General features: G+C 32.1%; 28 protein-coding genes. 6 read left to right on the top strand and 22 right to left on the bottom strand.

Features of this window, described 5'->3' with window-relative positions; genetic code table 11:
* Together OF897_RS20505 and OF897_RS20500 are read left to right on the top strand one after the other, a co-directional pair.
* On the top strand, positions 1–196 hold a 196-nt coding region (locus OF897_RS20505), incomplete at its 5' end, for a hypothetical protein (RefSeq protein ID WP_267267533.1).
* Positions 197–242: 46 nt separating this feature from the next.
* The gene (locus OF897_RS20500; protein ID WP_267267532.1) at positions 243–2384 is read left to right on the top strand and encodes a S9 family peptidase; all 2142 of its coding nucleotides are present in this window, start codon (positions 243–245) and stop codon (positions 2382–2384) included.
* A gap of 150 nt (positions 2385–2534) precedes the next feature.
* Here the strand turns inward: OF897_RS20500 and OF897_RS20495 are convergent, their stop codons facing one another.
* The 4 genes from OF897_RS20495 to lpxK form a co-directional block, all read right to left on the bottom strand.
* Positions 2535–4010, bottom strand: coding sequence for an alpha-amylase (locus OF897_RS20495; RefSeq protein ID WP_267267531.1), 1476 nt, complete (start codon positions 4008–4010; stop codon positions 2535–2537).
* 39 nt (positions 4011–4049) lie between these two features.
* Positions 4050–5141 (bottom strand): DNA polymerase IV, encoded by a 1092-nt coding sequence (gene dinB, locus OF897_RS20490; protein ID WP_267267530.1) that lies wholly within the window; start codon positions 5139–5141, stop codon positions 4050–4052.
* A gap of 85 nt (positions 5142–5226) precedes the next feature.
* The gene (locus OF897_RS20485) at positions 5227–5742 is read right to left on the bottom strand and encodes a TlpA family protein disulfide reductase (protein WP_267267529.1); all 516 of its coding nucleotides are present in this window, start codon (positions 5740–5742) and stop codon (positions 5227–5229) included.
* A 218-nt stretch (positions 5743–5960) separates the two neighbouring features.
* Complete coding sequence (gene lpxK, locus OF897_RS20480; protein ID WP_267267528.1) at positions 5961–6989, bottom strand: tetraacyldisaccharide 4'-kinase; 1029 nt, start codon at positions 6987–6989, stop codon at positions 5961–5963.
* A 198-nt stretch (positions 6990–7187) separates the two neighbouring features.
* On the opposite strand from lpxK, the gene truA reads away from it, so the two are divergent.
* From truA to OF897_RS20465, 3 genes are all read left to right on the top strand, one after another.
* Entirely contained in the window at positions 7188–7922 is a 735-nt protein-coding gene (truA, locus tag OF897_RS20475; protein WP_267267527.1) for a tRNA pseudouridine(38-40) synthase TruA, read from the top strand.
* Between the two features lie 30 nt (positions 7923–7952).
* Positions 7953–8309, top strand: a complete 357-nt coding sequence (locus OF897_RS20470; RefSeq protein ID WP_267267526.1) for a hypothetical protein — start codon at positions 7953–7955, stop codon at positions 8307–8309.
* Between the two features lie 108 nt (positions 8310–8417).
* Positions 8418–10175 carry an ABC transporter ATP-binding protein gene (locus tag OF897_RS20465; RefSeq protein WP_267267525.1) on the top strand — a complete coding sequence of 586 codons (1758 nt, stop codon included), beginning with the start codon at positions 8418–8420 and terminating at the stop codon, positions 10173–10175.
* Here OF897_RS20465 and OF897_RS20460 read toward each other — a convergent pair.
* Together OF897_RS20460 and OF897_RS20455 are read right to left on the bottom strand one after the other, a co-directional pair.
* Positions 10170–10520: an FEKKY domain-containing protein gene (locus OF897_RS20460; protein ID WP_267267524.1), complete on the bottom strand. Its 351-nt coding sequence runs from the start codon at positions 10518–10520 to the stop codon at positions 10170–10172. The genes OF897_RS20465 and OF897_RS20460 overlap by 6 nt on opposite strands.
* Positions 10521–10607: 87 nt before the next feature.
* Entirely contained in the window at positions 10608–12383 is a 1776-nt protein-coding gene (locus tag OF897_RS20455) for a GEVED domain-containing protein (protein WP_267267523.1), read from the bottom strand.
* Between the two features lie 404 nt (positions 12384–12787).
* Between OF897_RS20455 and OF897_RS20450 the strand changes: the two genes are divergently transcribed.
* A complete protein-coding gene (locus OF897_RS20450) occupies positions 12788–13003 on the top strand; it encodes a hypothetical protein (RefSeq protein ID WP_267267522.1) in 216 nt (71 codons plus the stop codon).
* Positions 13004–13058: 55 nt separating this feature from the next.
* Here the strand turns inward: OF897_RS20450 and OF897_RS20445 are convergent, their stop codons facing one another.
* The 16 genes from OF897_RS20445 to OF897_RS20370 all read right to left on the bottom strand — a co-directional run bounded on the left by OF897_RS20445 (position 13059) and on the right by OF897_RS20370 (position 25121).
* Positions 13059–13823 carry a DUF3575 domain-containing protein gene (locus tag OF897_RS20445; protein WP_267267521.1) on the bottom strand — a complete coding sequence of 255 codons (765 nt, stop codon included), beginning with the start codon at positions 13821–13823 and terminating at the stop codon, positions 13059–13061.
* Positions 13824–13960: 137 nt separating this feature from the next.
* Positions 13961–14953 (bottom strand): T9SS type A sorting domain-containing protein, encoded by a 993-nt coding sequence (locus OF897_RS20440; RefSeq protein ID WP_267267520.1) that lies wholly within the window; start codon positions 14951–14953, stop codon positions 13961–13963.
* Between the two features lie 166 nt (positions 14954–15119).
* Positions 15120–15848 carry a hypothetical protein gene (locus OF897_RS20435; RefSeq protein ID WP_267267519.1) on the bottom strand — a complete coding sequence of 243 codons (729 nt, stop codon included), beginning with the start codon at positions 15846–15848 and terminating at the stop codon, positions 15120–15122.
* A gap of 112 nt (positions 15849–15960) precedes the next feature.
* A complete protein-coding gene (locus OF897_RS20430) occupies positions 15961–16719 on the bottom strand; it encodes a hypothetical protein (RefSeq protein WP_267267518.1) in 759 nt (252 codons plus the stop codon).
* Positions 16712–17395 (bottom strand): hypothetical protein, encoded by a 684-nt coding sequence (locus OF897_RS20425; RefSeq protein WP_267267517.1) that lies wholly within the window; start codon positions 17393–17395, stop codon positions 16712–16714. The genes OF897_RS20430 and OF897_RS20425 overlap by 8 nt, the downstream gene beginning before the upstream one ends.
* Before the next feature lie 87 nt (positions 17396–17482).
* The gene (locus OF897_RS20420; RefSeq protein ID WP_267267516.1) at positions 17483–18403 is read right to left on the bottom strand and encodes a DUF6892 domain-containing protein; all 921 of its coding nucleotides are present in this window, start codon (positions 18401–18403) and stop codon (positions 17483–17485) included.
* Positions 18404–18459: 56 nt separating this feature from the next.
* Positions 18460–18999 (bottom strand): hypothetical protein, encoded by a 540-nt coding sequence (locus OF897_RS20415; protein WP_267267515.1) that lies wholly within the window; start codon positions 18997–18999, stop codon positions 18460–18462.
* A gap of 48 nt (positions 19000–19047) precedes the next feature.
* Positions 19048–19455: a hypothetical protein gene (locus OF897_RS20410; protein ID WP_267267514.1), complete on the bottom strand. Its 408-nt coding sequence runs from the start codon at positions 19453–19455 to the stop codon at positions 19048–19050.
* On the bottom strand, positions 19452–20003 hold the full coding sequence (locus OF897_RS20405; RefSeq protein WP_267267513.1) for a bifunctional (p)ppGpp synthetase/guanosine-3',5'-bis(diphosphate) 3'-pyrophosphohydrolase: 552 nt from the start codon (positions 20001–20003) through the stop codon (positions 19452–19454). The genes OF897_RS20410 and OF897_RS20405 overlap by 4 nt, the downstream gene beginning before the upstream one ends.
* 73 nt (positions 20004–20076) lie before the next feature.
* Positions 20077–20955: a tetratricopeptide repeat protein gene (locus tag OF897_RS20400; RefSeq protein ID WP_267267512.1), complete on the bottom strand. Its 879-nt coding sequence runs from the start codon at positions 20953–20955 to the stop codon at positions 20077–20079.
* Positions 20956–21202: 247 nt separating this feature from the next.
* Complete coding sequence (locus OF897_RS20395; protein ID WP_267267511.1) at positions 21203–21463, bottom strand: hypothetical protein; 261 nt, start codon at positions 21461–21463, stop codon at positions 21203–21205.
* A gap of 46 nt (positions 21464–21509) precedes the next feature.
* Positions 21510–22046, bottom strand: a complete 537-nt coding sequence (locus tag OF897_RS20390) for a metallophosphoesterase (protein ID WP_267267510.1) — start codon at positions 22044–22046, stop codon at positions 21510–21512.
* Between the two features lie 131 nt (positions 22047–22177).
* Positions 22178–22612: a hypothetical protein gene (locus OF897_RS20385; protein WP_267267509.1), complete on the bottom strand. Its 435-nt coding sequence runs from the start codon at positions 22610–22612 to the stop codon at positions 22178–22180.
* A 170-nt stretch (positions 22613–22782) separates the two neighbouring features.
* Positions 22783–22950 (bottom strand): hypothetical protein, encoded by a 168-nt coding sequence (locus OF897_RS20380; RefSeq protein ID WP_267267508.1) that lies wholly within the window; start codon positions 22948–22950, stop codon positions 22783–22785.
* Between the two features lie 168 nt (positions 22951–23118).
* Positions 23119–23862, bottom strand: a complete 744-nt coding sequence (locus OF897_RS20375; protein WP_267267507.1) for a hypothetical protein — start codon at positions 23860–23862, stop codon at positions 23119–23121.
* Positions 23863–23990: 128 nt separating this feature from the next.
* Positions 23991–25121 carry a hypothetical protein gene (locus OF897_RS20370; protein ID WP_267267506.1) on the bottom strand — a complete coding sequence of 377 codons (1131 nt, stop codon included), beginning with the start codon at positions 25119–25121 and terminating at the stop codon, positions 23991–23993.
* Positions 25122–25177 lie beyond the last annotated feature (56 nt).

Raw genomic sequence — 25177 nt, 5'->3', positions numbered from 1 at the left:
GGCGGCGGCAAAGCCGCCGCCGGAACCAAGAAAAAGAGCTCAAACATGCCGTTCAATCGGGGCTAGAGTTTTAGTCAGTATCAGAATATTTGTCATATCAAGAAAGAATTCAGGAAGGTTTTCAAAACCGGGTTTGATAATCGAGTTTAATCATAAAAATCATACTTTATCAATGTTTTATTTTAACATTTCTTAACGTGTGACATTTATTTCTTATTTTTGACAGATTCAATTTTTTAGAAATGAAACTACACCAATTTTCTTTATTAATGGTAGTTTTGGGCGGAACTGCTTTTGCGCAAACCCAGAAATTCACCATGGCGGAAGCTGTAAACGGAATGAGAACAAATCTTGCCGTAAAAAACATCTCACAGTTTTCGTGGTCGAGCGACAATAAGTCTTATATTCAGGCAGTAAAAGGCGGATATCTTGCTACTGATATTAAAACAAATAAGCAGGATACTTTAATTTCACTCAGTCAGGTTAATAAGAATTTTACAGATAAAAAGCTGAAAGGTCTTCCTCCTGTAAAGTTTATTACCAATTCTGAAGCCTATTTTACAGCCAATAACCAAATGTATTGGGTAGAAAAATCTGGAAATGACTGGAAAATAAAACGTTCAGCAACTTTGGGAGATAATCCTGCGAATGTAAAAACGCTTGCTGATAATCAGACTTTGGTTTATACAAAAGGAAATAATTTATTCATCAACAAAAACGGAAAAGAAGTTGCAGTAACGAATGACTCTAACGAAAATATTCTGAATGGAGCTTCTAATGTTCACAGAAACGAATTCGGAATAGACAGTGGGATTTTCCCTTCTCCCAATTCTGAAAATGTAGCATTCTATAGAATGGATCAAACCATGGTTGCAGATTATCCTGTCATTGATTGGTCTGTAACTCCAGCTGTAAATACGAATATTAAATATCCTATGGCGGGGAAAGCTTCGCACGAAGTGACTTTGGGAGTTTACAATATTAAAAACCAGTCGACGACATTTTTGAAAATTGAAGGTGAAAAAGACCAATATTTAACGGCAATTACTTGGAGCCCGGATTCTAAATATATCTTCGTTGGCGTTTTAAACAGAGGTCAGAATCATTTAAGAATGAATAAATACGATGCTGTTACGGGAAATTTCATCAATACATTATTTGAAGAAATGAGCGATAAATATGTAGAGCCACAACATCCGTTAACGTTTTTTCCGAATTCAAATACAGATTTTATCTGGCAAAGTCAGCGAACGGGATATAATCATTTATTTCATTACAGCTTAGAAAAAGGTCTGATTGCCCAGATTACAAAAGGGGAGTGGTTGGTAACCGATATTTTAGGCTTTAATGAAAAGAAAAAAGAAATTTATTATACTTCGACACAGGAAACTCCGACTGAGAAGCATTTGTACAGGATAAACTGGAACACTTTCAAAACGCAGAGACTAGACAATGCGGAAGGAGTGCATTCTGGAGTATTAAGCAGCGATGGTAATTATTTATATGATTCTTACAGCAATGCAACAACTCCAAGAGTTGCAGATATTCTTAATACAACGACTTTGAAGGCGACTAACCTTTTGAAATCGGATAACCCGTTGAAAAACTACGAGCGTCCGGAAATTAAGAATATTTCTTTAAAAGCTGATGACGGAACTATTTTGTACGGAAAAGTTATTCTTCCAACTAATTTCGACCCTAATAAAAAATATCCCGCAATTGTTTATTTATATAACGGTCCACATTTGCAGCTTGTAACCAATACTTTCCCTGCTTCAGGAAATCTTTGGTATGAATATATGGCTCAAAACGGATATGTAATTTTCACGATGGACGGAAGAGGTTCTTCAAACCGAGGAATGAAGTTTGAGCAGGCAGTTTTTAGAAATCTTGGAACAACCGAAATGAATGACCAGATGAAAGGGGTAAATTATCTGAAATCGCTTCCTTACGTAGATTCTGAGAGAATGGGAATTCACGGTTGGAGTTTTGGTGGATTTATGACAACCAGTTTCATGCTTCGTCAACCGGATGTATTTAAAGTGGGAGTTGCAGGAGGTCCTGTAATCGACTGGAGTATGTACGAAATTATGTACGGCGAAAGATATATGGATACTCCGCAGGAAAATCCACAAGGATATGCAACATCAAATCTTTTGGATAAAGTTCAGAATTTAAAAGGTAAATTGCTGATGATTCACGGTGCGCAGGATGATGTGGTGGTTTGGCAACATTCCATGAAATTCATCAAGTCTGCAGTTGATCAAGGTGTTCAAATGGATTACTTTGTATATCCGGGACATCCGCATAATGTCATCGGAAAAGACAGGGTGCATTTGATGCAGAAAGTCACCGATTATTTTGATTTATATTTAAAAAAATAATAATTAAAAAATCCAGTCTAGATTAGGCTGGATTTTTTTGTTTTATAGCTCTTGTGAAAATTTTTCTCTCGCAGATTTTGGTGATTACGTAGATTCATCGAATATTAATCTGCTAAATCTGCACAATTTGTGAGAGCTTTAAAAGATAAATTATTCAGGAATCCAAACACTCACATTTCCGGCAGGAACAGGAAAATCTGCCCATCCATCTTCTCTGATTTCTACTTTTTCTTCGGATCTTCCCAAAACATCATAGAATGTTCTTCCAACATATTTTTCTCCCATTTCCATGGGCTTTGTATAAGCTTCTTTATTGCTTAAAACAACTGCGCAACCGTCATGTTCATAATCGCCTTCACGAACCCAGCCTAAACAATTTGCATCTTCAAAATAATCTCTCTGGATTCCGTAAGCATTTTCTTTTCTGGCTTTTAAAAGTTCTTCAATTCCATCAACTTTATCTAAAAATATTTCCTGCTCGTTACCTTCACGGTCGTTGTCTTTATAATGCGCTCCGTACAAATCTGGGTAAAAAATACAAGGATACCCTTTTTCTCTTAATAAAATGAGCGCATAAGCAAGGGGTTTAAACCATGCTTCAACCGGAGCTTCTAAATCCTGCAAAGGTTGTGTATCGTGATTGTCAACCAAACTAACTGAATGCATCGGGTCGGCTTCTGTTAAAGTTCCTGTAAGAATATTTCTTAGGTCATAAGAATCTCCTTCTTTAGACGCAGTGTGGAAGTTATTGTGAAGCGAACTGTCGAAAAGACTCATACAGCCTTCTGTAGCTTCAATATATTTTTGCAATAAATTGAGTTGCCCGGGAGCCCAATATTCTCCGACAGCAAAAATGTTTTTTCCGGAATTTGAGCGTAATAATGTTAGCCATTCCTTATAAAAGTCAAAAGAAATATGTTTTAGGGCATCTAATCTTACCCCGTCGAAATCTGTTTCATCGAAATACCATTTTGCCCATTTATTCAGCTCTTCACGTACATGAGGATTCCTGTGTTCTACGTCATTAAACATTAGATAATCGTAATTCCCTTTTTCATCATCGATCATTTCTTCCCAATCATCACCGTATTCGGATTTGATTTTGTAAATGTGAGAATCTTTTCCTTCGGCATAATCTACGCCACTGAAACAGGTAAAATTCCATTCAAAATCTGAATATTTTTTTCTACGTCCAGGAAATGTGAATTTGGTATAAGATTCTATCTCTATTTCTGAAGAAATTATTTTTTCACGATTGTTTTCGTCAACTTTTACGGCTGTAAATTTTTCCAATTCATCACCCCCTGCTTTATGCCCCAAAACAATATCAACAATCACCTGAATGTTGTTTTTCTTCAGTGCTTTAATTGACTTCTGATAATCGTCTTTCGTTCCATATTTTGTAGATTTAGAATTCTTTTGATCAAACTCTCCAAGGTCAAAAAGGTCATAAGCATCATATCCTACCGAATTTCCACCATTTGTTCCTTTATAAGCCGGAGGAAACCATACTGATGTGATTCCTAAATCAGATAAATAATCAGCTTGTTCTTGAGCGTGTTTCCATAGCTTGCCATTTCCTTCGGAGTACCAATGGAAAAATTGTATCATGGTTTGATTCATCATAAATGTAAATTTTGTACTATCAATTAATTGGATTTGAAATTATTCAAATTCCTCAAACGGAATTTTAAGCTGAACTGAAATCTGCTTTTTTTCTTCTGTGTTGAGGTGTGATAATGATAAGCCCAATAATCGTACCGCTTTATCAAAAGGGCGAAGCTCCCAAAGTTTTTTGGCAGTCGCAAAATATTGTTCGGGCGAACTGAAGTACTCTTCTTTTGTAAAACTTCGTGTAAATAATGAGAAATCTTTATATTTGATTTTTAAAGTTAAAGATCTTCCGAGAATATTATGCTTTTGAAGTCTTTGATGTAGTTCCTGACTTAAATTTTCAAGCTTTTCGTTGATTTCCTGTTCGTCTGAAAGGTCTTCAAAGAAAGTTCGTTCAACAGCAACGCTTTTTTGGATGCGGTTAGGCTTTACTTCCGAATTGTGAATTCCTCGAACGACATTGTAATAATATTTGCCCGACTTACCGAAAAGTCTCGTTAAGTCTTCCAGTGATCTCTTTTTTAAATCTTTACCTTTAAAAATTGCCAGACTAAACATTTTGTTGGCGGTTACTTTTCCTACGCCATAAAATTTTTCAACGGGTAATTCTTCCAGAAATTTTTCTATTTTGTCGGGATGAATCGTTTTTTGTCCGTTCGGTTTATTGATATCTGAAGCAACTTTAGCTAAAAATTTATTGACAGAAATTCCTGCGGAAGCCGTTAAACCCGTTTGCTCAAATATTTTCTGACGGATTTCTTTTGCAATCTCATTGGCAGATTCAATGTCTTTTTTATTTTCTGTAACATCGAGATAGGCTTCATCTAAAGAAAGTGGTTCTACCAAATCGGTATATTCATAAAAAATCTCACGTATTTTTCTTGAAATCTCTTTATATCTCGGGAATCTTGGCGGAACAAAAATAAGATGCGGGCATTTTTCTTTGGCAATTTTACTTGCCATCGCAGAACGGACTCCAAATTTCCTTGCTTCATAGCTTGCTGCAGAAACTACGCCACGATGACCACCACCAACTGCAATTGCTTTTCCACGCAATGCAGGATTGTCAAGCTGCTCCACGGAAGCATAAAATGCATCCATATCAACATGAATTATTTTGCGGAGCGGAAACGGAGAATCCATACCGCAAAGATATGGATTCTAAGATTCTTTAATTCAAAGTTCTATGTTTAAGCTTCGAAATTTGGCCTAAAATTTAACCTCAACCTCACTTCAAAAGTTTATCAATCGTTGCTTGAATTTCTGGGTCTTCCGGAGAAATAGCATAATATTTTGCAATACCTGATTTTTGATCAATCACCATGTATCTTGGAATCCAGTTGAGATCAATATATTTGTTGAAGTTATTTTCCCAGCCTGAAGAAAACCAATAGTTTTCTTTTTCTTTCATATTAAATCTTTCCAAACTGCCATCAAATTTTTCTTTTGATCTTTCTAAAGAAAAGAATACAAAATCAATATTTGGATTGTTTTTTTCTAGTTCTTCGGCTTTTGGTAACGCTTTAAGACAATCTCTACACCAACCTGCCCAAAAATCAATCACCAAAACTTTTCCTTTATGTTGATCTAATATTTCCTGAACGCTGATGTTTTTACCATTTTCATCTTCCAACTTCTGATTTAATGCTTCCTTAGAAAATTGAGTTTTCGAAACTTCAGGTGCTTTTTGAGCACAACCTAAAGTGAAAATACTTAACATTATGACAATCATTATCTGCTTCATATCTAAATTTTTTACAAATCTAAACATTGAAACGTAAAATCAGAATGAAATAATATGAATTGGCAGAAATTTAAGAATTGAAATAATCTATAAAAGAATGTTTAAATTTTACAAGGCTGTCATTTTGAGCGAAACGAAGTGTAGTCGAAAAATCTTAAATATTTTAATTTTATAAGATTCTTCATTTCACTTTGTTCCATTCAGAATGACAAACTGAATTATTTTTGATTCACATAATTCATAATCACCTGATTAAATTCTTCTTTTTTATCAATAATAACATTGATAGGCCAGTAATAAACAAGATCTCGCAAACGGTCGAAAGTTTTTAGACGAACGTAGTCTTTTTCTGTGGTCAAAATTAATTTGTATTCACCCAGTTTCTGATATTCTGCAACAATGTTTTTAATGTCTGCATCAGAAAAATTATGATGATCTCTGAATTTCAAATGCTTTACACGTTGTGAAAATTTAGCCAAATGCGCCAATAAAGGTTTCGGATTGGCAATTCCTGTAATTAAAAGAATATCGTAATAATTCAGATTGTTATCAGGAAGCATTTTGTCTCTTGTACCGTAAACGTTTTCATCGTAACCGATTGATGAGAAAAAGACTTTTTGTGTTTTTGTCGGTCGGATTCTTGAGATGTAATATTGTTTGGTTTCTTCAGTCAGTTCATCCGGACATTTGCTGACCATAATGATATCTGCTCTTTGTGATCCTGTTCTTGATTCTCTCAAATCTCCCGCCGGAAGAAGGTGATCTTTAAAATAAGGATCATTAAAATCAGTCATCAAAATATTAAATCCTGCTTTAATTGCTCTGTGCTGCATCGCATCATCGAGAATCAAAACATCAAGATCCATATCATCGATCACTTTTTTTGCTCCGGGAACTCGATCTTCGGAAACTGCAATCACAAAACGGTTTTTAAAACGCTCGAAAAGCTGCATTGCTTCATCGCCTACAGTTTTGTAATTACTGTCGTAGTTGGTTACTTCATATCCTTTCGTCAATCTTCCGTAACCTCTGGAAAGTACTCCGGTTCTGTAATATTTAGACAGCGATTTTGCGAGATACATCACCATTGGCGATTTTCCGCTTCCACCCACAGAAAGATTACCGACATTAATTATCGGTGTCTTGAATTTCGTAGATTTAAATATTCCCAGATCATACATTGTGTTTCGGACGCCCGTAACCATGTGATAACCCAAAGAAAAAGGATAGAGATACCATCTTTTCATACGTTGGCAAAAATAAGAATTTTTAAATCCTTTTGAAGATGTTTTTCGTCAGTTTTCAAAATAAATCTGTAATTTTTTTGTCATAAATTAAAGTATTTTTGCAAGAACGTTTTAGAATTAAAATTAAAGAAGGGTTTTTATTGAAATTCGGAGGTTGAAGCCTTAAATTTTAGTTCTATAATCAAACATTTATTTACATTGAGATATTTTATTGAATTTTCATACAACGGAAAAAATTATTTTGGTTATCAGATTCAGCCGAAAGATATTTCCGTGCAGGAAGAATTGGAAAAAGCTCTTTCAACGATTTTAAGAGAAAAAATAAAAACAACAGGAGCGGGTAGAACAGATACCGGAGTTCACGCAAAGAAAATGTTTGCTCATTTCGAGACTGAACAAGAATTGAGCGACCATCTTTCCCATAAACTCAACAGCTTTCTTCCAGCCGATATTTCAATCAAGAGAATATTTAAGGTTAAAGATGATTTTCATGCCCGTTTTGATGCGACTTTCAGAACGTATGAATATTATATTTCTTTAGAGAAAAATCCGTTTACGCAAGATTCGGCTTGGCAACACTATAGAAAGAATTTAGATATCAATAAAATGAATGAAGCGTGTAAGATTCTATTTGAATATGAGGATTTTACAAGTTTTGCAAAGCTTCACACCGACAACAAAACCAATTTGTGCAAAATGTACAAAGCGCAATGGGAACAAAATGGAACTGAATTGAAATTTACTGTTTCAGCCAACCGATTTCTTAGAAATATGGTGAGAGCAATTGTAGGAACAATGGTTGAGGTGGGTTCAGGGAAAATTCAGCCTGAAGATGTGAGAAAAGTAATAGAAAATAAAAACCGAAATTCTGCAGGAACTTCTGCTCCGGCTCACGCACTTTATTTGGTTGATGTTGGATATGATTTTAAATAGAATTTCTATATTTAAATAAAATTAAAAACTATGATGTCAATTATTATTCTTGTGGGAGCTTATCGTTATTACGCTGATTTGGCTGAAAGATTTGGTAAAATAAAATGGCAACTTGGGCTTTTGGCAATTGGTGTTTATTTAGGATTTCAGGTTTTATTTCTGTTTTCTTATGGTTTTTATGTTGCATTGACAGATCCGAATTCTTTAAACGATAATAACTACGCAGGTTTTTCGGGAATCAATATTATCAGTTGGATATTTGCAATCGGTGCCGTTTATGGAGTTTACAGAATTCTTGAAAACAGATTTAAAAAAGAAGTTTCTAAAAGTCCGGTTTGGGAGATTGAAGAAATAGGAGTTGAAGATAATAAAGATATTCATTTGTAAATAATAGATATCTGTAATTTTCTATCTTAGTTTTTCAGTCTTTAAAATTATAAAGCCGTATTTTTGCAGAGAATTTTTTCAAATTAATTCTTTACGTCAATTTCTATAATGAAAAAGCAAGATACGTGGGCAATTGTAAAGAGGCTGTTCTTCATCGGGATGAAGTTTCGTAGCTGGTTTATTGTTACCTTAATTATTTCCGTTATACTTTCCATAGTTTCTACTTACAGACCTTATCTTACGATGCAGATTGTAGATAATGATATCACGAAACTGAAAGACAAAGCCTTAATGATGAAGCATATTTATGCTTTGGTAGGATTGGTTTTTGCGGAAACGATTTTAAATTTCTTTTTGGTTTATTTTTCTAATTATATTTCACAAAATGTAATCAGGGATATTCGAGAAAAGCTTTATAATAAGTTGATTTATTTCAGAACGGCTTTTTTTGATAAAACTCCGCTTGGTCAGTTGGTGACAAGAGCAGTTGGAGATGTTGAAACAATTGCAACGGTTTATACAGACGGTTTTCTGATGGTTTTTGGAGATGTTCTGAGAATTGTTTTCGTTTTATTTATGATGTTTCAGGTTGATGTGCATTTGAGTTATATTTCTCTAGCAATTCTTCCTTTAATGCTTGTTATCACCCGTTTTTTTCAGAAAAGATTAAAGAAAGCTTTTGGAGATGAAAGAACCTGGACTTCCAATCAAAACTCATTTGTGCAGGAAAGATTGGCGGGAATGCCGATTATTCAGGTATTCAACAGACAACAATCTGAGTTTAAAAAGTTTGACGAAATTAATATCACTTTAAAAACTGCTTTATTGAGAACGGTTTTTATTTTTTCACTGTTTTTTCCGGTTGTTGAATTGATTTCTTCGCTTTTTATCGGATTTGTACTTTTCTACGGTGGTTATATTACAATTAGCGCGGGTGTTGTCATTGCATTTATTCAGTTTATTTCAATGTTAATTCGTCCTTTGAGGCAGATTGCAGATCGTTTTAACAATATTCAACGTGGAATTGTCGGTGCCGAAAGAGTTTTGGGTTTGATGGATGAAGATTATGCAATGCCGAATACAGGAACGGTAAAGAAAGATCATTTTGAAGGAAAGATAGAATTTAAAAATGTACGTTTTGCGTATGACGAAAAGCAGGAAGTTTTAAAAGGCATCGATTTTAAAGTAAATCCGGGAGAAACTGTAGCGATTGTCGGTGCAACCGGAGCCGGAAAATCTACAATTATCAGCTTAATTACAAGACTATATGATATCAATTCAGGTGAAATTTTTATTGATGATGTTGAATTGAAAGATTACGAACTGTATAATCTGAGAAGTCACATTGGCGTTGTTTTGCAGGATGTTTTCCTTTTCCACGGAAGTATTTATGAAAATCTTGCATTTGGTGATGAAGACGTTACTTTAGAAAAAATTAAAGCCGGAGCAAAAGAAATTGAAGTTGATGAATTTATCGAGCAACTTCCGGGAGGTTACGACTATGTGGTGAGCGAAAGAGGTTCGTCTATTTCACTTGGACAAAGACAATTGTTGTCGTTTTTAAGAGCCTATTTATCAGATCCGAAAATCCTTATTTTGGATGAAGCGACTTCTTCAATTGATCACGAAAGTGAAAAACTCATTCAAAGAGCAACTGAAAAAATCACCAAAAACAGAACTTCAATTATTATTGCACACAGACTTTCAACCATCGAAAAAGCTGATAAAATCATTGTCATGGAGCATGGTAAAATTGTAGAAGAAGGCAAACATCTTGAGCTTCTCGATAAAAACGGATATTACTCTACTTTATATAAAGCTCAGGTAAGGCAAGAAGTTGAGGTTGAAGAAAAGCAGAATTTATAATCCATAAGGAGTAATTTCTAAATCTTTTTTCCAGCTTTCACCATATTTACTTGTTAAATATTGGGCAACTTCCTGATTGTTCTTTTTGGCTTTTTCAGACATATAAGCAGTAATGACGCAGTTTTCGTAAACAACATGAACTCCGTATTTTTCTTTAAACTGGTCATGCTTTTTAGACATAATTCCAAATTGTATAAAATACTTTGCTTTTTCATTTTTGTCTGAAACTTTCTTACTGTCATTTCCTTGTTTGACTTCAAGAATAACCGGCTCATAATTCTGAGCATAGCCGAATGTTGATATTGTAACTAATCCTAAAATGAAAGTTGTTTTGATGAAATTCATGGAGTTTTTATTTCCTTTTGGATGCTTAAAATAGATTTAAGTTAAAAGTTAGTTTTAAATCCTATATCATTTTTCGCTTTGCCCTTGCTAAAACTTCATTTTTTTAGTTATAATTTCTCCGCTTTGTAGTTTAACTTTCACCAAGATTATGATATTTTTAGAAGTAATCGGAGTTGAAAAATCTTTAGCTCTAATTCCTGACTGACTAAAAATTATTCTTCCTGAAGAATCATAAATGTCAATACTGCTGATTTCTATATTGCTTTTTACAATTACGGATGATTCATTCTGAGAAATTAGAGTTTCATTCTTTTTAATTTCTGAAGTAGAAAGAAACTGATCAATCACTACCGAATAATCTTCAACTTGTCCATAATTCGGAGTTGCACATGCTGTGATATTTGTTCCGTTAAAATCACCGATAACTCTCATTCTTAAAGGAGTATTGGTAACAGCATTTGCGGGAGGAGTAACCGAAACTGTAATTGTGGAAGTAGGACTTACGTTGGTTTGATTAAGAATTCTTTCCGTTGTTTCATTAAATTGCCCATCATTGTTATAATCAATATAAGCATTTACCGAGTGTGCATTAAAAGTTCCGGGCTTAATGGTAAGAATTGTAGGAGATGTAAGCGGAATGGTTGTTTTTGATATTCCTAAACAATAATTTTGAGTGAAATTTTCATAATAATTATTTAATGCAGTATTATAAAAACCACTACTGTTGTTAATACTTCCGAATTTTACAGAAGTGATTCCTATACTATATGTTACCGGATTAGTGATAGATGATGGAGTACATGCCGCAGTTAATGTTACATTATTGTTTATTACTTGTGTATTTGCTACCGGTGAATCTATTAAAGATTGTCTGTATTGATATAATTGTGCTAACGCTCTTGTGATTTGTCCCTGTGTGAATAAATCTCTGAAACAATAAGTATATGCCATTATATTTCTCTCAACTCCTGCATAAACCTGACTGGTACAAGGATTTATCTGACCTGTTTGGCAAAAAGAAGATACCGACGAATGATAAAGACTTTTGCTGGGTTCCGTATCACAAACCAAATCACCATTTAGAGTACAGTCTACATTACTTGGGCAAGCTCCAGTAGTTTCATTGTATCCTTCGTGTGTATGGCGAAGTCCTAAACCGTGACCGAATTCATGTGCCATAGTTTGTGCATTTACAGTCGAAACATTTGTATGCATAAATGAATGGTCTCTACTTCCTCCTGGATAATATGCATACCCATTTAATAGACCTGTTCCGGAAGCTAATCTTTTAACAACATAAATATTATAATATTTGCTCTTATCCCAAGATCCTAAAGATGTTATCTCGTCTTCGAGAACAGTATTGGGCATAACCTGCGTATTTACACCGCCACTTACATAACCTGGAAGATGTGAAGCATTAATTCTGTTAATACCATTTGTAGGATTACAGTTGGGGTCTACTTTTGCGAAAACAAATTTTATCGGTAAAACTGCGCTTGATGGAGACATTCCGCTTGATGCATTTCCTGCAAATACGCCATTTGTATAATTTATCCAGTTAATTATTTGTGCATCAGATCGATTGTTTACCGTTCCTATTGCACTTCCGTCTCCTACAACGTGCACTACGATAGGGATTTCTATAATTTGGTTTTTATTAAATGCGGCATTTATTTTTCCTGATTTAATCAGGTTAGAAATTTCAATATTGAAAGCATCATCCTGAGCTTTTTCATGAGGAAATTTTGCGTAATGATTTCTCATTATTTCATCTGTTCCGCAGTTTAGTAATTCAGTATTTTGAGCGTATATATTGATTAGCGTGATTCCTAAAAAAAGAATGAGTAGCTTTTTTACCATGGTATTATTTTGGAGAGTTTTTTTGATATTTTGACAAAATTATATTTTTATATTAAATATCTCTATAGTGAAAAAGAAAATTTTATTAAATGATAACTTTTAGCATTAATTAAAATCAAAATAAAAAATAATTTTCATTAAATAATTCAAAAAGAATCAATTATGAAAAATGGCTTTAAATCTACATTTGTTAACATTCAGTTAATATTAAATTCACTTTTAATTCATGACTATTTAGTTAGGTATAGTTTTTGCAACCTGATGTAAATGCAAATTATTCCCAAAACCCTATGGTTAATTCAGATATAATTGCTAAATTTATTAAAAATTTAACCAATCGTTGTTTTAAATGGGGGTTAATCGAGTAAAAGTTGCTGTTTTTTTAACTTAACAAAAATATAAAGATGAATAATATCCAAGACGAATTTCAGGTCTTAAAAGATGAATTGAAGAAATTGAACATAGACGTTCAAAAAATTGTAAAAGTTGGTAACGGAAGTATGGATTTCCATGAAGTATTTTATAAATCTCCCAGATATGAAGATATAAAGACTGTTTTTGTACAACGCCACACGATGGATAACTTGATTTCAAGATTCAAAGAATGCTACAACAGCTAAAAATAAAAATCGCCTCAGAATTTTCTGAGGCGATTTTGTTTATGTTTAAAAATATTTAGAATCTGTAACCCAATGAAAATCCACTTCTGAATCCTGCCCAAGGTCCGTCAACTTTTATTCTTGCACCATTCGGATTGGTTTCAACGGTATATTCTACAAAAGGAATATCAAGGTTTTCAATTTCTCTTTTCAATTGAGCCTGCATTTCAGGAGTCAAAACAACATTGCTCGTTAAGCTAAAATCTCCTTTTCCACTTCCGTAATGTGCACCCGCAATCCAAAAATCTAAAACTAAATTGTGTTGTTTGTTCAGAAAAAACTGTGCACCTACCATCAAACCTCCGCTATTTCCATTTGCGTCTCCGTTACCTTTTAACGGAATCGGAATAGTGGTTCCTAATGCTGAGTAATCATAAGTAAAATCAAAAGTGTTTGTGGAAACTTTAGAATAACGATAATAAGGTGCAAAATAGAATCCTTTTCCATAGCCTTCTCCGATATAAAATCTAGGTTCGATAGTGAAATTTGTTGCTTTGATTCTCAGATTCTGAAATCTTTTTTCATCTTCGTCACTCAAAAAAGCATTCATAAAGGGAACTTTGCCTTCAGCTACCGTTCCAAAACCTACATTAATGGCAAGCCAACGGTTAATCGACCTTTCATACGAGAGATTAATATTTCTGAAGGCATAACCAGTAATATTGGTTTTAATAATATTCATTTTTTCTGAAGGAAGTATTTGTTCAGAATTTAAGCTGTTTTCTTGGGCATAGACTTCCGAAAGCAGAAAACACGAGGCTAGTAAAAGTAGTTTTTTCATGGCTGTAAATTTTGATCTAAAATAAATATAAATGTGATTGGGAAATGTAACAAATGAAACAACATTTGATTACAAAAAGGTTAAATCAAAAACCGTTCTAAAATCTTAGAACGGTTGTAAATTTTATAAAAATAGTTTTATTTCTTTATGAATTTAGCAGTTTCTTTCGATTTATTTGAATCTGAAACTTCTATAAAATACGCAGAAGGAGGTAATTCTGAAATTTCAACTTTTCCTGATTTTAAATCTGTTGTTTTAATTAATTTTCCGTCTAAACCGTAAATATTAACTTTAGAATTACTAGAGATTTCTCCTTTTACCTGAACGAAATCCTGAGCAGGATTCGGATAAATACTTAGTTTTTCTTTTAATTTTAAATCTGAAACAGCTAAAAATGCTTCGTTTAATGCCGTAGCTCCGGATGTAGATTGATTAATACTTAAAAGAGGAACGCTGATGTTTCCGCTTGTAGAAGTTAAAATTGCAAATTTGTTTGTACCACTATAATAGCTGTAAGAAGTGTTGGTAACCGTTCCGATAGAAAAGACGAAAAACGTATCGGTAGATTGGTAAAGATTAAAATTTTGTACCGATTTTATTCTTAAAACATTGGTGTACGTTTTGTTTCCGATAAGAAGCGTTCCTGCTGCATCCGCGGTATTTACAATAGTTCCTTTGAATAGGCCGGAAGCTGTGGTTGAAGTGAAGATTCCCTGTGCCTGATCTGTTTCATTATATCCGAAACTTGCAGGATACGTGATGATTGTGCCGTTGTTCGCAGAAAAGTTTAAAGTTGCATCGGGAGTTACTAATCCTGTAATTTCAAGCTTTGTTGCTGTTTGCTTATAAAGTGCGGTGTTTCCGTCACCTGTCATTTTTATCGTTGATCCGGGAAAAGTAGAAATTTCGGATGCAGTAGGTGCAGAATATACCGTTGAGGTTGCTGTTCCTGCCGTTAAACTTGTATTTGTGAAAGTTGCGTTGTTTCCTGTTGCGGAATTATTTACCGTTCCGTTTACATTTACATTGTTCACAGTTTCGCCAATAATAGGGTCGTTGAAGGCTTTTGTGATGGTTTGAGCAGACCATATTCCTGTAGCAGAAATTAAAATGAGTAAAGTTTTTTTCATTTTTTTTATTTTTAATAAAGATAAAGTATTTGTGAAATATTTTTCATAATTATTTGATTTTGGATAAAAAAAATCCACTTGAAGGAAGTGAAATTTTTTTTGGTGAATGAAGTTTTATTTTCGTACAATTTTTATAAGTGATTTTCCTTTGCCAATTTATCAAATTTTATTTGCTAAGATTTTTTTTAGACTTCATATTTCCATTTTCATCCCATTTAATATACACTCCTGTAAAAATGAAAGGATATTTTTTATCACTTAAATCGGTGTCATAAATATTACCGTTTTCATTGAATAATAGTTCATGGCTCTCTTTCTTTTTTAATGTTGGAATGTTTGTATTAGAACTGTCAAAATCTTTATTGTCGTAATAGGTAATCAGTTTTATGGCAATTCCGTTTTTGTACTGTATTGAATAGATTTCATCGGAATCATTATTATAAATTATTCCGGTTATTGGTATCACTTTTTCAATTCCGTTTTCATAATCAGAATGGTAATAATTAAGTATTCGTTTGGTTACAAGCGTTTTTGAGTCAGTTATTTTTTTATCTAAGAATTCACTTTTACCCAGATTAACAGAATCATTTTGATAAGATGTGATTTGATTATTCCATTTATCATAAGTATATTTTCCTCTGAACAAAAGTTTATTTTCAGGACTAAATATCTCATTTATAAGATGATTGCATCCATTTTCTATTTTTGAGTATTGAAAATCTCCGGTATCTTCATCTTTAAATTTGATATAGCCATTAAAAGGTTTCATATTGTGTTTTGTATAGTAGCAGTATTGCGATGAAATACCATTGCTATAGTCTGAAGGTAAAATTTTTTCCTGTGAAGAGGAAACAGTCCAAATTACACTCAGTATAAAAGTTAGTAGATATTTCATATGTGATATAATTATAGTGGAAGTAAAAACTTTTTGAATTATCTTGGTTTAATTATCAGTGTTTTGGATGTTTCTGTTTTATAATTAATGTTACAGAATTGCGACGAATCTTCTAATAATAAGTATAATCTTTATAAAGCACAGCTGCTACTTTTTGCTTATTGATATCTTTATAGGCGTAAATAACTGTTGGATTCCCATTAATATCAAAATTCTGCATTACTTGTATTTGATAACTTACCTCCATTTTGCCATCAATGTTTTCGGTTATTTTGCTCTTAATTTCCTGTATTTTGTCATCTTTATATATCGTTTCAATCTCTTCTATTGATTCAATTTTGTCCACATTTTTGGCAATATATTTTATCAATCTGTAATTTTTATCTAATGTAACCATATTTATATGAGGATTAGTTTTTTCAGAAACAATTGAATAGCTATAATCATCAGACCAGACAAACCTATGATTTATTTCTTCAACATTTCCGTGTGAATTTGATATCTCTTTGAAAGTTATATTTTTTCCCGTTCCCGAATATTTCTGTTTGAATTCCGATGATGTTTCTGGTGTTCCAAAATTCCATGCTCTTTTTATTTCTATGGCATTACCTTCGTTATCAAAGGTCATCGTAGATTTTCCGACGTGGGCAGATTTGTCGGGAGGTATTTTGCCGTCTTTTATAATACAGGTATATTGTGTTACTTCTTTCACTGTTCCTTTGAGTCCATATTCTAATTTCTGAGAATAAGTGTTTTGGGTAACTTTATTATCCTGCCCATTGCAGGAAAAAGATATTTGGGTAAATAGAATTAAAAATAATGTATTTTTCATAAGTCGCTGAAAATCATTGATGGTAAAAGTATCATTCATTTTTATAATAATTAATCTGGACTTTTAACCAGTCTTCTAATTTTGTAAATTTTTCGATTGAAATATATTCCTTATAATTATTAATTTTATTTAATAAATCTTCATAATCTTCCTGATCGTACATTTCTTTTGGGTCGCTATCAATTTTTATCATCTCTTCATGACGTAACTTCGTTTCATTAATTTCTTCTGCATAATAACAAGCAATTATTTCTGGAGATGAAGCATAATTTAAAATAAGATATTCATCAAAATAATCGAATTTGCCTTTGTTCTGGTATGTTAAAATACCGTCTATAATTTCATATTGATCAACAGTATCGTAATAATCTACACAAAATAAAGCATCTTCCAAATAAACAGCTACATTGCTAATAAAATCTATGTAACTATTACCTTTGGGACCATATTTACTTTGACCTTGTATCTGTATGTATATTCCGGGTCTTTTAAAATCAATTACTTTATCTTCATAATACATGGCATATCTTTCTACAATTCCGTCATCTGAAATTGTTGCAAATGTATTTTCAGAAATTCCCCAATTACCGATATATGTAAATTCATTGGAATATTTGTCTAAAAATTCTTTCTCTTTTTCTTTTTTGACCTGCAAAATAGCACCTCCTAAAATTATTTTTGGTTTTAGCTGATTTACTCCGTGTAATTCCCCCATTTCAAAAATTTTATTTTTAATTTGTGTTTGATTGACCTTATTTAAATGTTTCTATTGAATGTGAAAACTTCCATTTTACAATCAATTTTATAATGGTACAGCGTCAATTCCTTTTAATTTAAGCTCTTCATAAACTTTATCATCATTACTGAAAAGTGTCATTTTCTTTAAGTTCGGAAAATGTTTAATATCATCATAAGCTTCAATGTTAAAATAATCATCTTCGCCATCCCAGTAAGGAGTGATGTTCATGTAGATGTCATTTCCGCCGTCTTGGTATATTTCTGTTATCTCCGTTGCAAATTTTTTGTCGATTTCTAAGTCTTTAAAATATTCAATCGCCTCGGGAATTGGTTCGTAACCTTCGCTCTCGACATCTATTTCTCTTTCTTCGTAAGAATCTGTAAACTCAAAAATATCGAACCTCGGTTGTATAAGTTCTTTGATATACATTAATTCCTCAATAATCGCAAGCTTAAAATTTAAGTCTGTAAATTCAATTTTTTTTCCCGATATTTTGTTTGGCTTATATTTATCGGTTTTGATGATCGTTCTTTTCTTGTTGACTTTTTGTGAGATTGAAACTTCTTCAATATTTTTAAATTCATCTTCCGAAAGCCAGGATGAAAATTTTACATTCTCTATTTCCATGTCTTTAAAACTTCGGTCGGATTCCGTAATGGCGAAAAACTCTGTAAAAGGTTGATTGTTGATTTTCAAATCTCCATCAAACTTTTTTTTAGGTAAGAAATCTTTATTAATATCTGCAGTTTTTATAGTCAACGTAAATGTTTCGCCTTCATTTTTAGGCACAAAAGCTTTGATTCCTAAATCGTTCCACATGTAAATCATATTAGTGTCAGTTTCTCCCCACAGTTCATAATAATCCCCAAACTGATTTTTTAAGTCTGAAAAGGTTAAAGGAAACTGAAGATATTGATCATTAATTTCAATTCCGTTTTCTTTAATATTTATAATAAGTGGTTGTTGACTGTTTTCGTTTTTCATGTAAAGATATTGTGGCTTTGATTTTTTATAAAGTACTTATTTGAATTATTTCATTCTTATTCATAAATTCTGCCCATTTCTAGTAAGTCGCCTAAAGTTCGCCAGCTTACTTCAAACTCCAGTTCATCATCTTTGTTGTAATCCATAAAACATCTCATACCACACTCCAAAATAGAACTCGGATCAAAATTATACCATCTGTTTCCTGTTTCAGAATCAATTCCATCATATTTCCATTCATTATCCAATTGTTTGCCTTTCATTTTGTGCAATTCAGCAATTTGAAACTTCAGAACGGCAATTGAATAATAAAACTCACCGATATCTGAAATTAAGGTTTTATCTGTTGAAGAGTTCGTTTTTGAATCAATAAATGTGTTTTCATCAGGTGCGTCTTTGATTTTTAACCATTCAACATTAAATTTTTTTGGTTTAGAAGAGCATGCATCGTGTAAAAGTTTTAATAATAAATCAGCGGTTAAAATTTGTTCTCTTTCCTGTTCAACCAGCTTGAGTAAAGCCAAAAGATAAGTTTCCAAATCTCTGTTTTTTAGGCTTCCAAGATTAATATTATTGTCAAATTCTTTATATGTCATATTTCAATAAAATGTGTTGGTAATATTGTTCATTTTCATTTCAGGAGGTTAATTCATAAAAATGTCTAAATAATCCTGTAGAATAGTATCATTACCTATTATTTCAATTGTGAGTTCTTTAGTTTTTTGTACCAGCTTAGATTCGTTTGTATTTTCATCTATGTCTATAAGACTCAATGAAATTTGCGATTCGTCATCTTTTAGACTGATTTTTATTGATCTCCTATCATTGATTGTTATTCTTGTAGGAACAGATGGATTTGTGTAACACTCTTTTATAAGATTTGTGATTTCAAAAAGCTTTTCTGTTTCTAGAATTTTTCCACTCCAAACTCTGCCGTTTTCTTGAAAATATTGTGATTTTGATGCAATAACTAAAAGAACATAAAAATTTTCTTTTTTCTTGATTTCAATATCAAATTGCCCTTCAAGGGTGTGTATTTCAATCTTGATCATTTATTTTTATAAGCCTCAATTTTTTCGGATAATCTTTCTGCTAAATAGTCATTTCCTTCTTTTAAATATTCAAGAATAATTTTTGCTTCTTCAAGATATTTTTCTTTCTTCGATTCGTTCCAATAATAGGGTGGTGCATATAAATTACAGATTCTGTCCGCCATTTTAACTGCCCAGACTTCTTTTGGCTGTTGTTTTATTCGGCTTAAACTATCAGTCATTTGATGTTCCTTTTCAAGTTGTGTGTTTTTTGTTAATGCAAGAACACCTTCCTTTACTTCTTTGCCATATTCTTTTTCAAGATCTTCTATGCTGAAGTCTGTATCTTCTATGGTATCGTGTAAAAACGCACATTTTACAGCAAGATCAAAGTTAAAATCTGAAGTGTTTTTAGCCACATTCATAATTTCAAATACAACGCTGCCGATATGGTTGATGTATTCTATTTTTTGATTTTTATTTTGTCCGCCGTAGGTTTGTCCATTATGCAAAATGCTTACTTTTTGCCATATATTTTGTAAGTCGTCGATTGTAAAAGTGTTATTCATTTGGTTTAATTTTAATGATAATACGCAATTAAAAATAGCTTTGCGTTATGTCTTGTTTACTTTATAACTTTTCTTATGGGTAGATTATTTTAGCTGTTTTAAAGACTTTTATCATTTCGTCCTTTTTCTCATCTGTAAGTGCATCATTTCTTACAGACATAAAACAGGAATGAAAAAAATTCTCACCTTGAGTAAGATACCAAACTTGTGATACTTTGCAATTGTATTCTTCATTAATAACATTTTGGATTAAATACATGACCCATGGATCTTTTGCTTTTAAATCTTTTGCGATTAAGCTAAGTTCAGCATCTTTTGATTTGCCTTTTGCTGTTTTATATGAATCATCCATAGCCTTTATTAAGTCAATATTTTTTATATCTATACTTGAGGTTAAACTTAAATATTCAGAGGGCTTTTTTATGGTATCAAAAGTATTAGCTATTAAAGTTATATGCTGCTTATTTTCGTAAGACATATAAGTTATTTTCCATTTTTTTTTGTCAGGTACTTCAACAAAAATACGTTCCTCTTTCTTTTCTTTATATCCGCATAAATGTAAATATTTCTCTTCTACTGATTTACCCAGTTCTCTTGCTTCAATAAAATCTTTACAGGCCTTTTCTTTATTGTTAATTTTAAGATTGCTTTTTGCTCTTAATAATAATGCTGCCGTATAGAATTCTATAGGGTCTGGTTTTAACGAAATTATTTTGTTCAAATCTTCTAAAGCTTCTTTGTATTTATCATCATCATATAATAAAGAAGCGCGGAGATAATAAGCTTCAGAGAATGTAGGGTCAATTTCAATTGCTCTACCATATTCTTTTATTGCTCCTTCAAAATCGCTTTTTGCCTCTTTTGATTTTCCACTTTCAAAATATTCTGTGGCTGTTTGTCCAAAAGTGAAAAAATAGCTTAACAATGTTATCAGTAAAAATTTAGATTTCATTCTTTTTTTATATTGTGGTTAATGCTTTAGATTTTTTCATTCATGTAAGAAATCGAAGTGCAGATGTAGATATTTGCGTACCAATTTTGTCAGATTTTATCTCAGTATTGCTTTCGAATGAGTTAAATGATCTACTCGAATAAATTGAGATCTTCTGTTGCTGCTTTCCAATTGTAGTCAATGTTCTTATTTACCAGGCTAGCTCCAAATTTCCATGTGGAATCGTCTAAACAACTTCTTTTCATTTCTAGAGTTTCCAGTTAAATTTTGTCATTTTATTGGTCATTTTTTGGTCAACAATTTCAATGCTTAATTCTCCGTTTTCTTTAGTTAAAATAATCATACAGCCTTTTTCTAAAATTCCACTTTCGTTAAATTCAAGTTCTTTTACTTTGATGGATTGTGTGATGCCGTTAAAATCAGTTTCCTGTTTAAAAGGCTCTCCCGTATGTCCATAAAAATGATAATGAAAAATTACATTATCCAATACTTCTCTAATTTCAGTCATACCATAACCGCTTTGACTATCATCTTTATCATGGGTGAGTAAGATATCAAAAAGTGTTTTTTGTTTTCAGAAGTTTCTTGATTTCCTTTCTTTCATAATCTTGAATAAACCTGTTTTCTGTTCTTCCTTTTCGATCTCCGATTCTGCCGATACCCACAAAATTTAAAACCTCCTCTTCTGTTTCTAATTTTTGTTCCAAACCAGATCTGCATACAAAAACTCTTTCATAAACATCAATTGGAAATATACTTTTATCTGAACTTTCCTTTTCAAGATTATCCAAAAAATCATGATCTTCATGATTTCCACGAACACAGATCATATCGATATTAAGTTCATCTAAAAATGACTGTATTTCTTGATTTGTTTTAGTAAAATCGTCATGAAATCCCAATTCATCTCTGTCGTATTGAGCGTGCTTTATCGTTGCTTTGTCCAGATTTTCTATGTTCGGATAAGCTCCCATATCTCCGCATTGCAAGATGAAATCAATTTTGTTGCCTGTTTCTTTTTGGTATAGATCTACCAATTTGAAAGGTAATAGAATTTTACCGTGAATGTCGGAAAAAATAGCTATTCTCATGTTTGTGTTTATTTATTTAAAATTGGTGTTGCTTTGTATTTGGTGGGTTTTCAGATGAAAAATCAAATTATAACCAAAGAGCTGAGTTAAATTTAAACAGTCTCTAAATTAAATGAAACAAAGCTGTTTCCTTATTCTAATTCAATTTTAAAGTCATCCTTAAGAAATTCTCTGAAATCTGCCCATTCAACTTCTGGTTCATGACTTTCGCACCAAGGATGTGCATCGTTGTAATCGAATATTTTTCCAAAATCCGGAGAAGATTTGTCGCAATTTATATGAAAATCATGATGAGAACCCCAATCTCCGATTGTTAAATATATTTTATCCTTTTTCGTAAGTGTATTGGAGTTTTTCCGTTCTAAAAATTCATTTCCATACAAATCTATTCCCCATACAGTATTTGGTATGGAACCCAACTTATATAAATCTTTAACAGATATTTTTCCAATAGAATCAAGATAAATTTTTGGTATTTCGAGGTTTTTGTCAAGATATTCCTGATCAAAATATGTTGAATAAATTTCTTTTAAATTTTTGGTTAATTCTTTGCCTTCTGAGTTCATCTTAAATTTTCTGTTATTAGATTTTCGGATAAAAAATATGTTAACAAACAAAGATAAAAGAAAGTGATTAAAGTAAAAACAGATTTTAATAGCTTTAGAATTCTTTAAAAACAAAATCCCGAACGAAGAGTCCGGGATTTTGTTAATTGTTGAATTTCTGAACGTACTAATTATATTTTAAATATATTCATCGAAATTATAAATCCAATTATTCCTGCGATCGCCCATGCGATTTTGTGGCTTTTCGGAGCTTCACCAACCCAAACTTTAGGATCTTTTGTTTTATTTTTACTTTTACTTTCAGCTGTTGTAATATCTCCTCCTGGAAAAAATAACATTGCAATCCCGATTAAAACAAAAACCGGTGCTGTCACAAGAAATTTAAAAACTGATTATGTTGTTTCCATCATTCCATATCCTAAACATGTGAATATGCTGCCACAAAATATGGTAAGAATCCCAACTAATCTTCCTAATTGCATAGTATAGTTTTTTTAGTTAAATGATTATTTATAATGAGGTTTTACCACTAAACTTGTAATTTTACCATTCTCCCAAGTTGCATATACTTTTGCTATGTTTTTGAAAATGTCGGTAGTTTTGTAAATATAAAACTTACCATCTGGGGAAAAATAATTTACTTCTGCTTTCATACTCATACGATTTACGGGCAAATCTCCTTCGTTTTTGGTAATAGTCATCACATCTTTACCATCTTTTACATATGGAGCAAAGGCATCTAATAAATTTATTTCTTTAGAGAAAGAATCTACTATTTTTTGAGATTCGGGAGAAATTACATTGCTGGATTTTGTAATTTTAGGATTCATAAGAACGAATTGCTCTTCGGAAGGATCTGTAATCACTACTTTATCTATTGAGCTGTTATCATCAATTAGAAAAAACTTATCAGCAAACCCATTGTCTATGTCGTGAGAATAATAAGCAAGATTAACGTCATCATCGCTTTTTACTTCTGCATCTTTGTTGAATGCTTTAAGGAAAATCATTTCATTTTTAGGATTCTTCACTTCAAAATAAACATATTTTTTGCCGTTTGGAGCAATAAGTAAAGTAGAGTCTTTGTCGTTTCGTAATACTTTACTTTCTTCTAATTTTAAAATTGTTACGGGGTTCTCATACACTTTGAATTCTTTTCCCATTTCTACATTTTGAGCTGGTTCTCCACAAGATGTAAGTGTAAGTGCAGCAGAAAATAATGATGCTGCTAAAATTGATTTACTTTTCATGTTTTAATTTTTATTAAGTTATTTTTTTTGCTTTTTGACAAGTGATTTCAAATCCTAATTCTATTACTGACACAACTGTTTTCATAAAATGTGAAATTTTTCGATTATTTTCAGTTGATTCGAATAATTTATTGTTTAATGCTTTTTAGAAAAGTTTGCATATAATTATCTATATCCTGCGCTGTTGCAGTACTTCTTAGTACTTTGTTACAAATCATCAATATCAGATCAGGATTTGTAGGATGATTTAGAATATAGATTTTAAACTGACCTACATCTTTATATAATTTTCCGTCTTGTCTGCCGGTATTGTATAGACCAGACTCAAAAGAATAACCTTTCATTTTACCAAATTCTGCTTTTTGATATAATGTCATCAAATCAATAGATTTTACTGATTTATTGGTGTAGTAATCCACGTTTTGGATATGTTCATCACGGAAAAGATCACAGATGTCATACCAAGGTAGTTCATATTTTTTAAAATCATATTCATGAATTTTTTTTACTTTATCGTTATTAGAATCATAAGCAACTTTATGAATAAAATCTTTAGCTACTTCATCAACTGTTAAACCAGGATGTGAACTTTTTTCAAAAGCATAAACAAGATAAGTAACTTGATTACGATTCATTTGATAACCCACTTCGGTGCGGCGATCGGCTGTACTACCTGTTTGGTCTGTGTCAATATCTTCTTTTATATTAGTTTTGTCAATAGTTGCATCAAGATATGGAAGGTATAGATTTTTGGTATCCCAGATCGGTACATTAAAATAGATCGGTTCTAATAACTGAACTTTCGGACCATATTCTTTATAGCCAGTTTCTTCTTTTACCCAAAATCCTATTTCTACTTTTATACTTTTTTGTTTTTCTACTCCATTGGCTCCGTCTAAAATCCACTTAAGAGTGTTTCCTCTGGTTTCGAAATCATTTCCTTCCCAAACACTGAATTTCTTTGTTGCAGGTGTATTTTTAAGAAAATCATCCATAGCAGTGTAGCCATCTTTCTGAATTCCCCAATGGCTAATGTAAGTATTGGTATTATCAGCAAACTGTACGTACAAATGCGTGTAACCAGAATAAACGGTTACGGCTTTGGGCTTTTTAAAGCTCACCTGTAATGTTGCAAGGTCTTTTTTAGAAATTGTAGCTCCGGATTTCACTTCCTTTCCATTGATAAATGCCGAAAGCTGTGCTTTACCAAAACTGAAAAAAAGTAATGATAGGAATAAAAATAAACGAGTAATTTTCATGATTATAATTTAAGAATTCAATTGTTGTTAGTTTGTTGTGAAAAATTTCCCAAATA

It is taken from the genome of Chryseobacterium formosum (genome assembly GCF_026460885.1).
Lineage (GTDB): Bacteria > Bacteroidota > Bacteroidia > Flavobacteriales > Weeksellaceae > Chryseobacterium > Chryseobacterium formosus.
The sequence above is the reverse complement of the archived record's forward strand: the minus strand, read 5'-3'. Positions and strand labels throughout refer to the sequence as shown.

What these genes read in the sequence shown, in the direction of transcription:
- OF897_RS20465 (WP_267267525.1), top strand. Translation starts at nt 8,418, where the DNA reads ATGAAAAAGCAAGATACGTGGGCAATTGTAAAGAGGCTGTTCTTCATC.
- OF897_RS20425 (WP_267267517.1), bottom strand. Translation starts at nt 17,395, where the DNA reads ATGGGGGAATTACACGGAGTAAATCAGCTAAAACCAAAAATAATTTTA.
- OF897_RS20370 (WP_267267506.1), bottom strand. Translation starts at nt 25,121, where the DNA reads ATGAAAATTACTCGTTTATTTTTATTCCTATCATTACTTTTTTTCAGT.
- OF897_RS20500 (WP_267267532.1), top strand. Translation starts at nt 243, where the DNA reads ATGAAACTACACCAATTTTCTTTATTAATGGTAGTTTTGGGCGGAACT.
- OF897_RS20385 (WP_267267509.1), bottom strand. Translation starts at nt 22,612, where the DNA reads ATGAACTCAGAAGGCAAAGAATTAACCAAAAATTTAAAAGAAATTTAT.
- OF897_RS20430 (WP_267267518.1), bottom strand. Translation starts at nt 16,719, where the DNA reads ATGAATGATACTTTTACCATCAATGATTTTCAGCGACTTATGAAAAAT.
- OF897_RS20450 (WP_267267522.1), top strand. Translation starts at nt 12,788, where the DNA reads ATGAATAATATCCAAGACGAATTTCAGGTCTTAAAAGATGAATTGAAG.
- OF897_RS20420 (WP_267267516.1), bottom strand. Translation starts at nt 18,403, where the DNA reads ATGAAAAACGAAAACAGTCAACAACCACTTATTATAAATATTAAAGAA.
- OF897_RS20460 (WP_267267524.1), bottom strand. Translation starts at nt 10,520, where the DNA reads ATGAATTTCATCAAAACAACTTTCATTTTAGGATTAGTTACAATATCA.
- OF897_RS20495 (WP_267267531.1), bottom strand. Translation starts at nt 4,010, where the DNA reads ATGATGAATCAAACCATGATACAATTTTTCCATTGGTACTCCGAAGGA.
- OF897_RS20455 (WP_267267523.1), bottom strand. Translation starts at nt 12,383, where the DNA reads ATGGTAAAAAAGCTACTCATTCTTTTTTTAGGAATCACGCTAATCAAT.
- OF897_RS20380 (WP_267267508.1), bottom strand. Translation starts at nt 22,950, where the DNA reads ATGTTATTTTTTCCAGGAGGAGATATTACAACAGCTGAAAGTAAAAGT.
- lpxK (WP_267267528.1), bottom strand. Translation starts at nt 6,989, where the DNA reads ATGAAAAGATGGTATCTCTATCCTTTTTCTTTGGGTTATCACATGGTT.
- OF897_RS20445 (WP_267267521.1), bottom strand. Translation starts at nt 13,823, where the DNA reads ATGAAAAAACTACTTTTACTAGCCTCGTGTTTTCTGCTTTCGGAAGTC.
- OF897_RS20400 (WP_267267512.1), bottom strand. Translation starts at nt 20,955, where the DNA reads ATGAAATCTAAATTTTTACTGATAACATTGTTAAGCTATTTTTTCACT.
- OF897_RS20435 (WP_267267519.1), bottom strand. Translation starts at nt 15,848, where the DNA reads ATGAAATATCTACTAACTTTTATACTGAGTGTAATTTGGACTGTTTCC.
- dinB (WP_267267530.1), bottom strand. Translation starts at nt 5,141, where the DNA reads ATGGATTCTCCGTTTCCGCTCCGCAAAATAATTCATGTTGATATGGAT.
- OF897_RS20470 (WP_267267526.1), top strand. Translation starts at nt 7,953, where the DNA reads ATGATGTCAATTATTATTCTTGTGGGAGCTTATCGTTATTACGCTGAT.
- OF897_RS20485 (WP_267267529.1), bottom strand. Translation starts at nt 5,742, where the DNA reads ATGAAGCAGATAATGATTGTCATAATGTTAAGTATTTTCACTTTAGGT.
- OF897_RS20405 (WP_267267513.1), bottom strand. Translation starts at nt 20,003, where the DNA reads ATGAATAACACTTTTACAATCGACGACTTACAAAATATATGGCAAAAA.
- OF897_RS20415 (WP_267267515.1), bottom strand. Translation starts at nt 18,999, where the DNA reads ATGACATATAAAGAATTTGACAATAATATTAATCTTGGAAGCCTAAAA.
- OF897_RS20390 (WP_267267510.1), bottom strand. Translation starts at nt 22,046, where the DNA reads ATGAGAATAGCTATTTTTTCCGACATTCACGGTAAAATTCTATTACCT.
- OF897_RS20395 (WP_267267511.1), bottom strand. Translation starts at nt 21,463, where the DNA reads ATGACTGAAATTAGAGAAGTATTGGATAATGTAATTTTTCATTATCAT.
- OF897_RS20375 (WP_267267507.1), bottom strand. Translation starts at nt 23,862, where the DNA reads ATGAAAAGTAAATCAATTTTAGCAGCATCATTATTTTCTGCTGCACTT.
- OF897_RS20440 (WP_267267520.1), bottom strand. Translation starts at nt 14,953, where the DNA reads ATGAAAAAAACTTTACTCATTTTAATTTCTGCTACAGGAATATGGTCT.
- OF897_RS20410 (WP_267267514.1), bottom strand. Translation starts at nt 19,455, where the DNA reads ATGATCAAGATTGAAATACACACCCTTGAAGGGCAATTTGATATTGAA.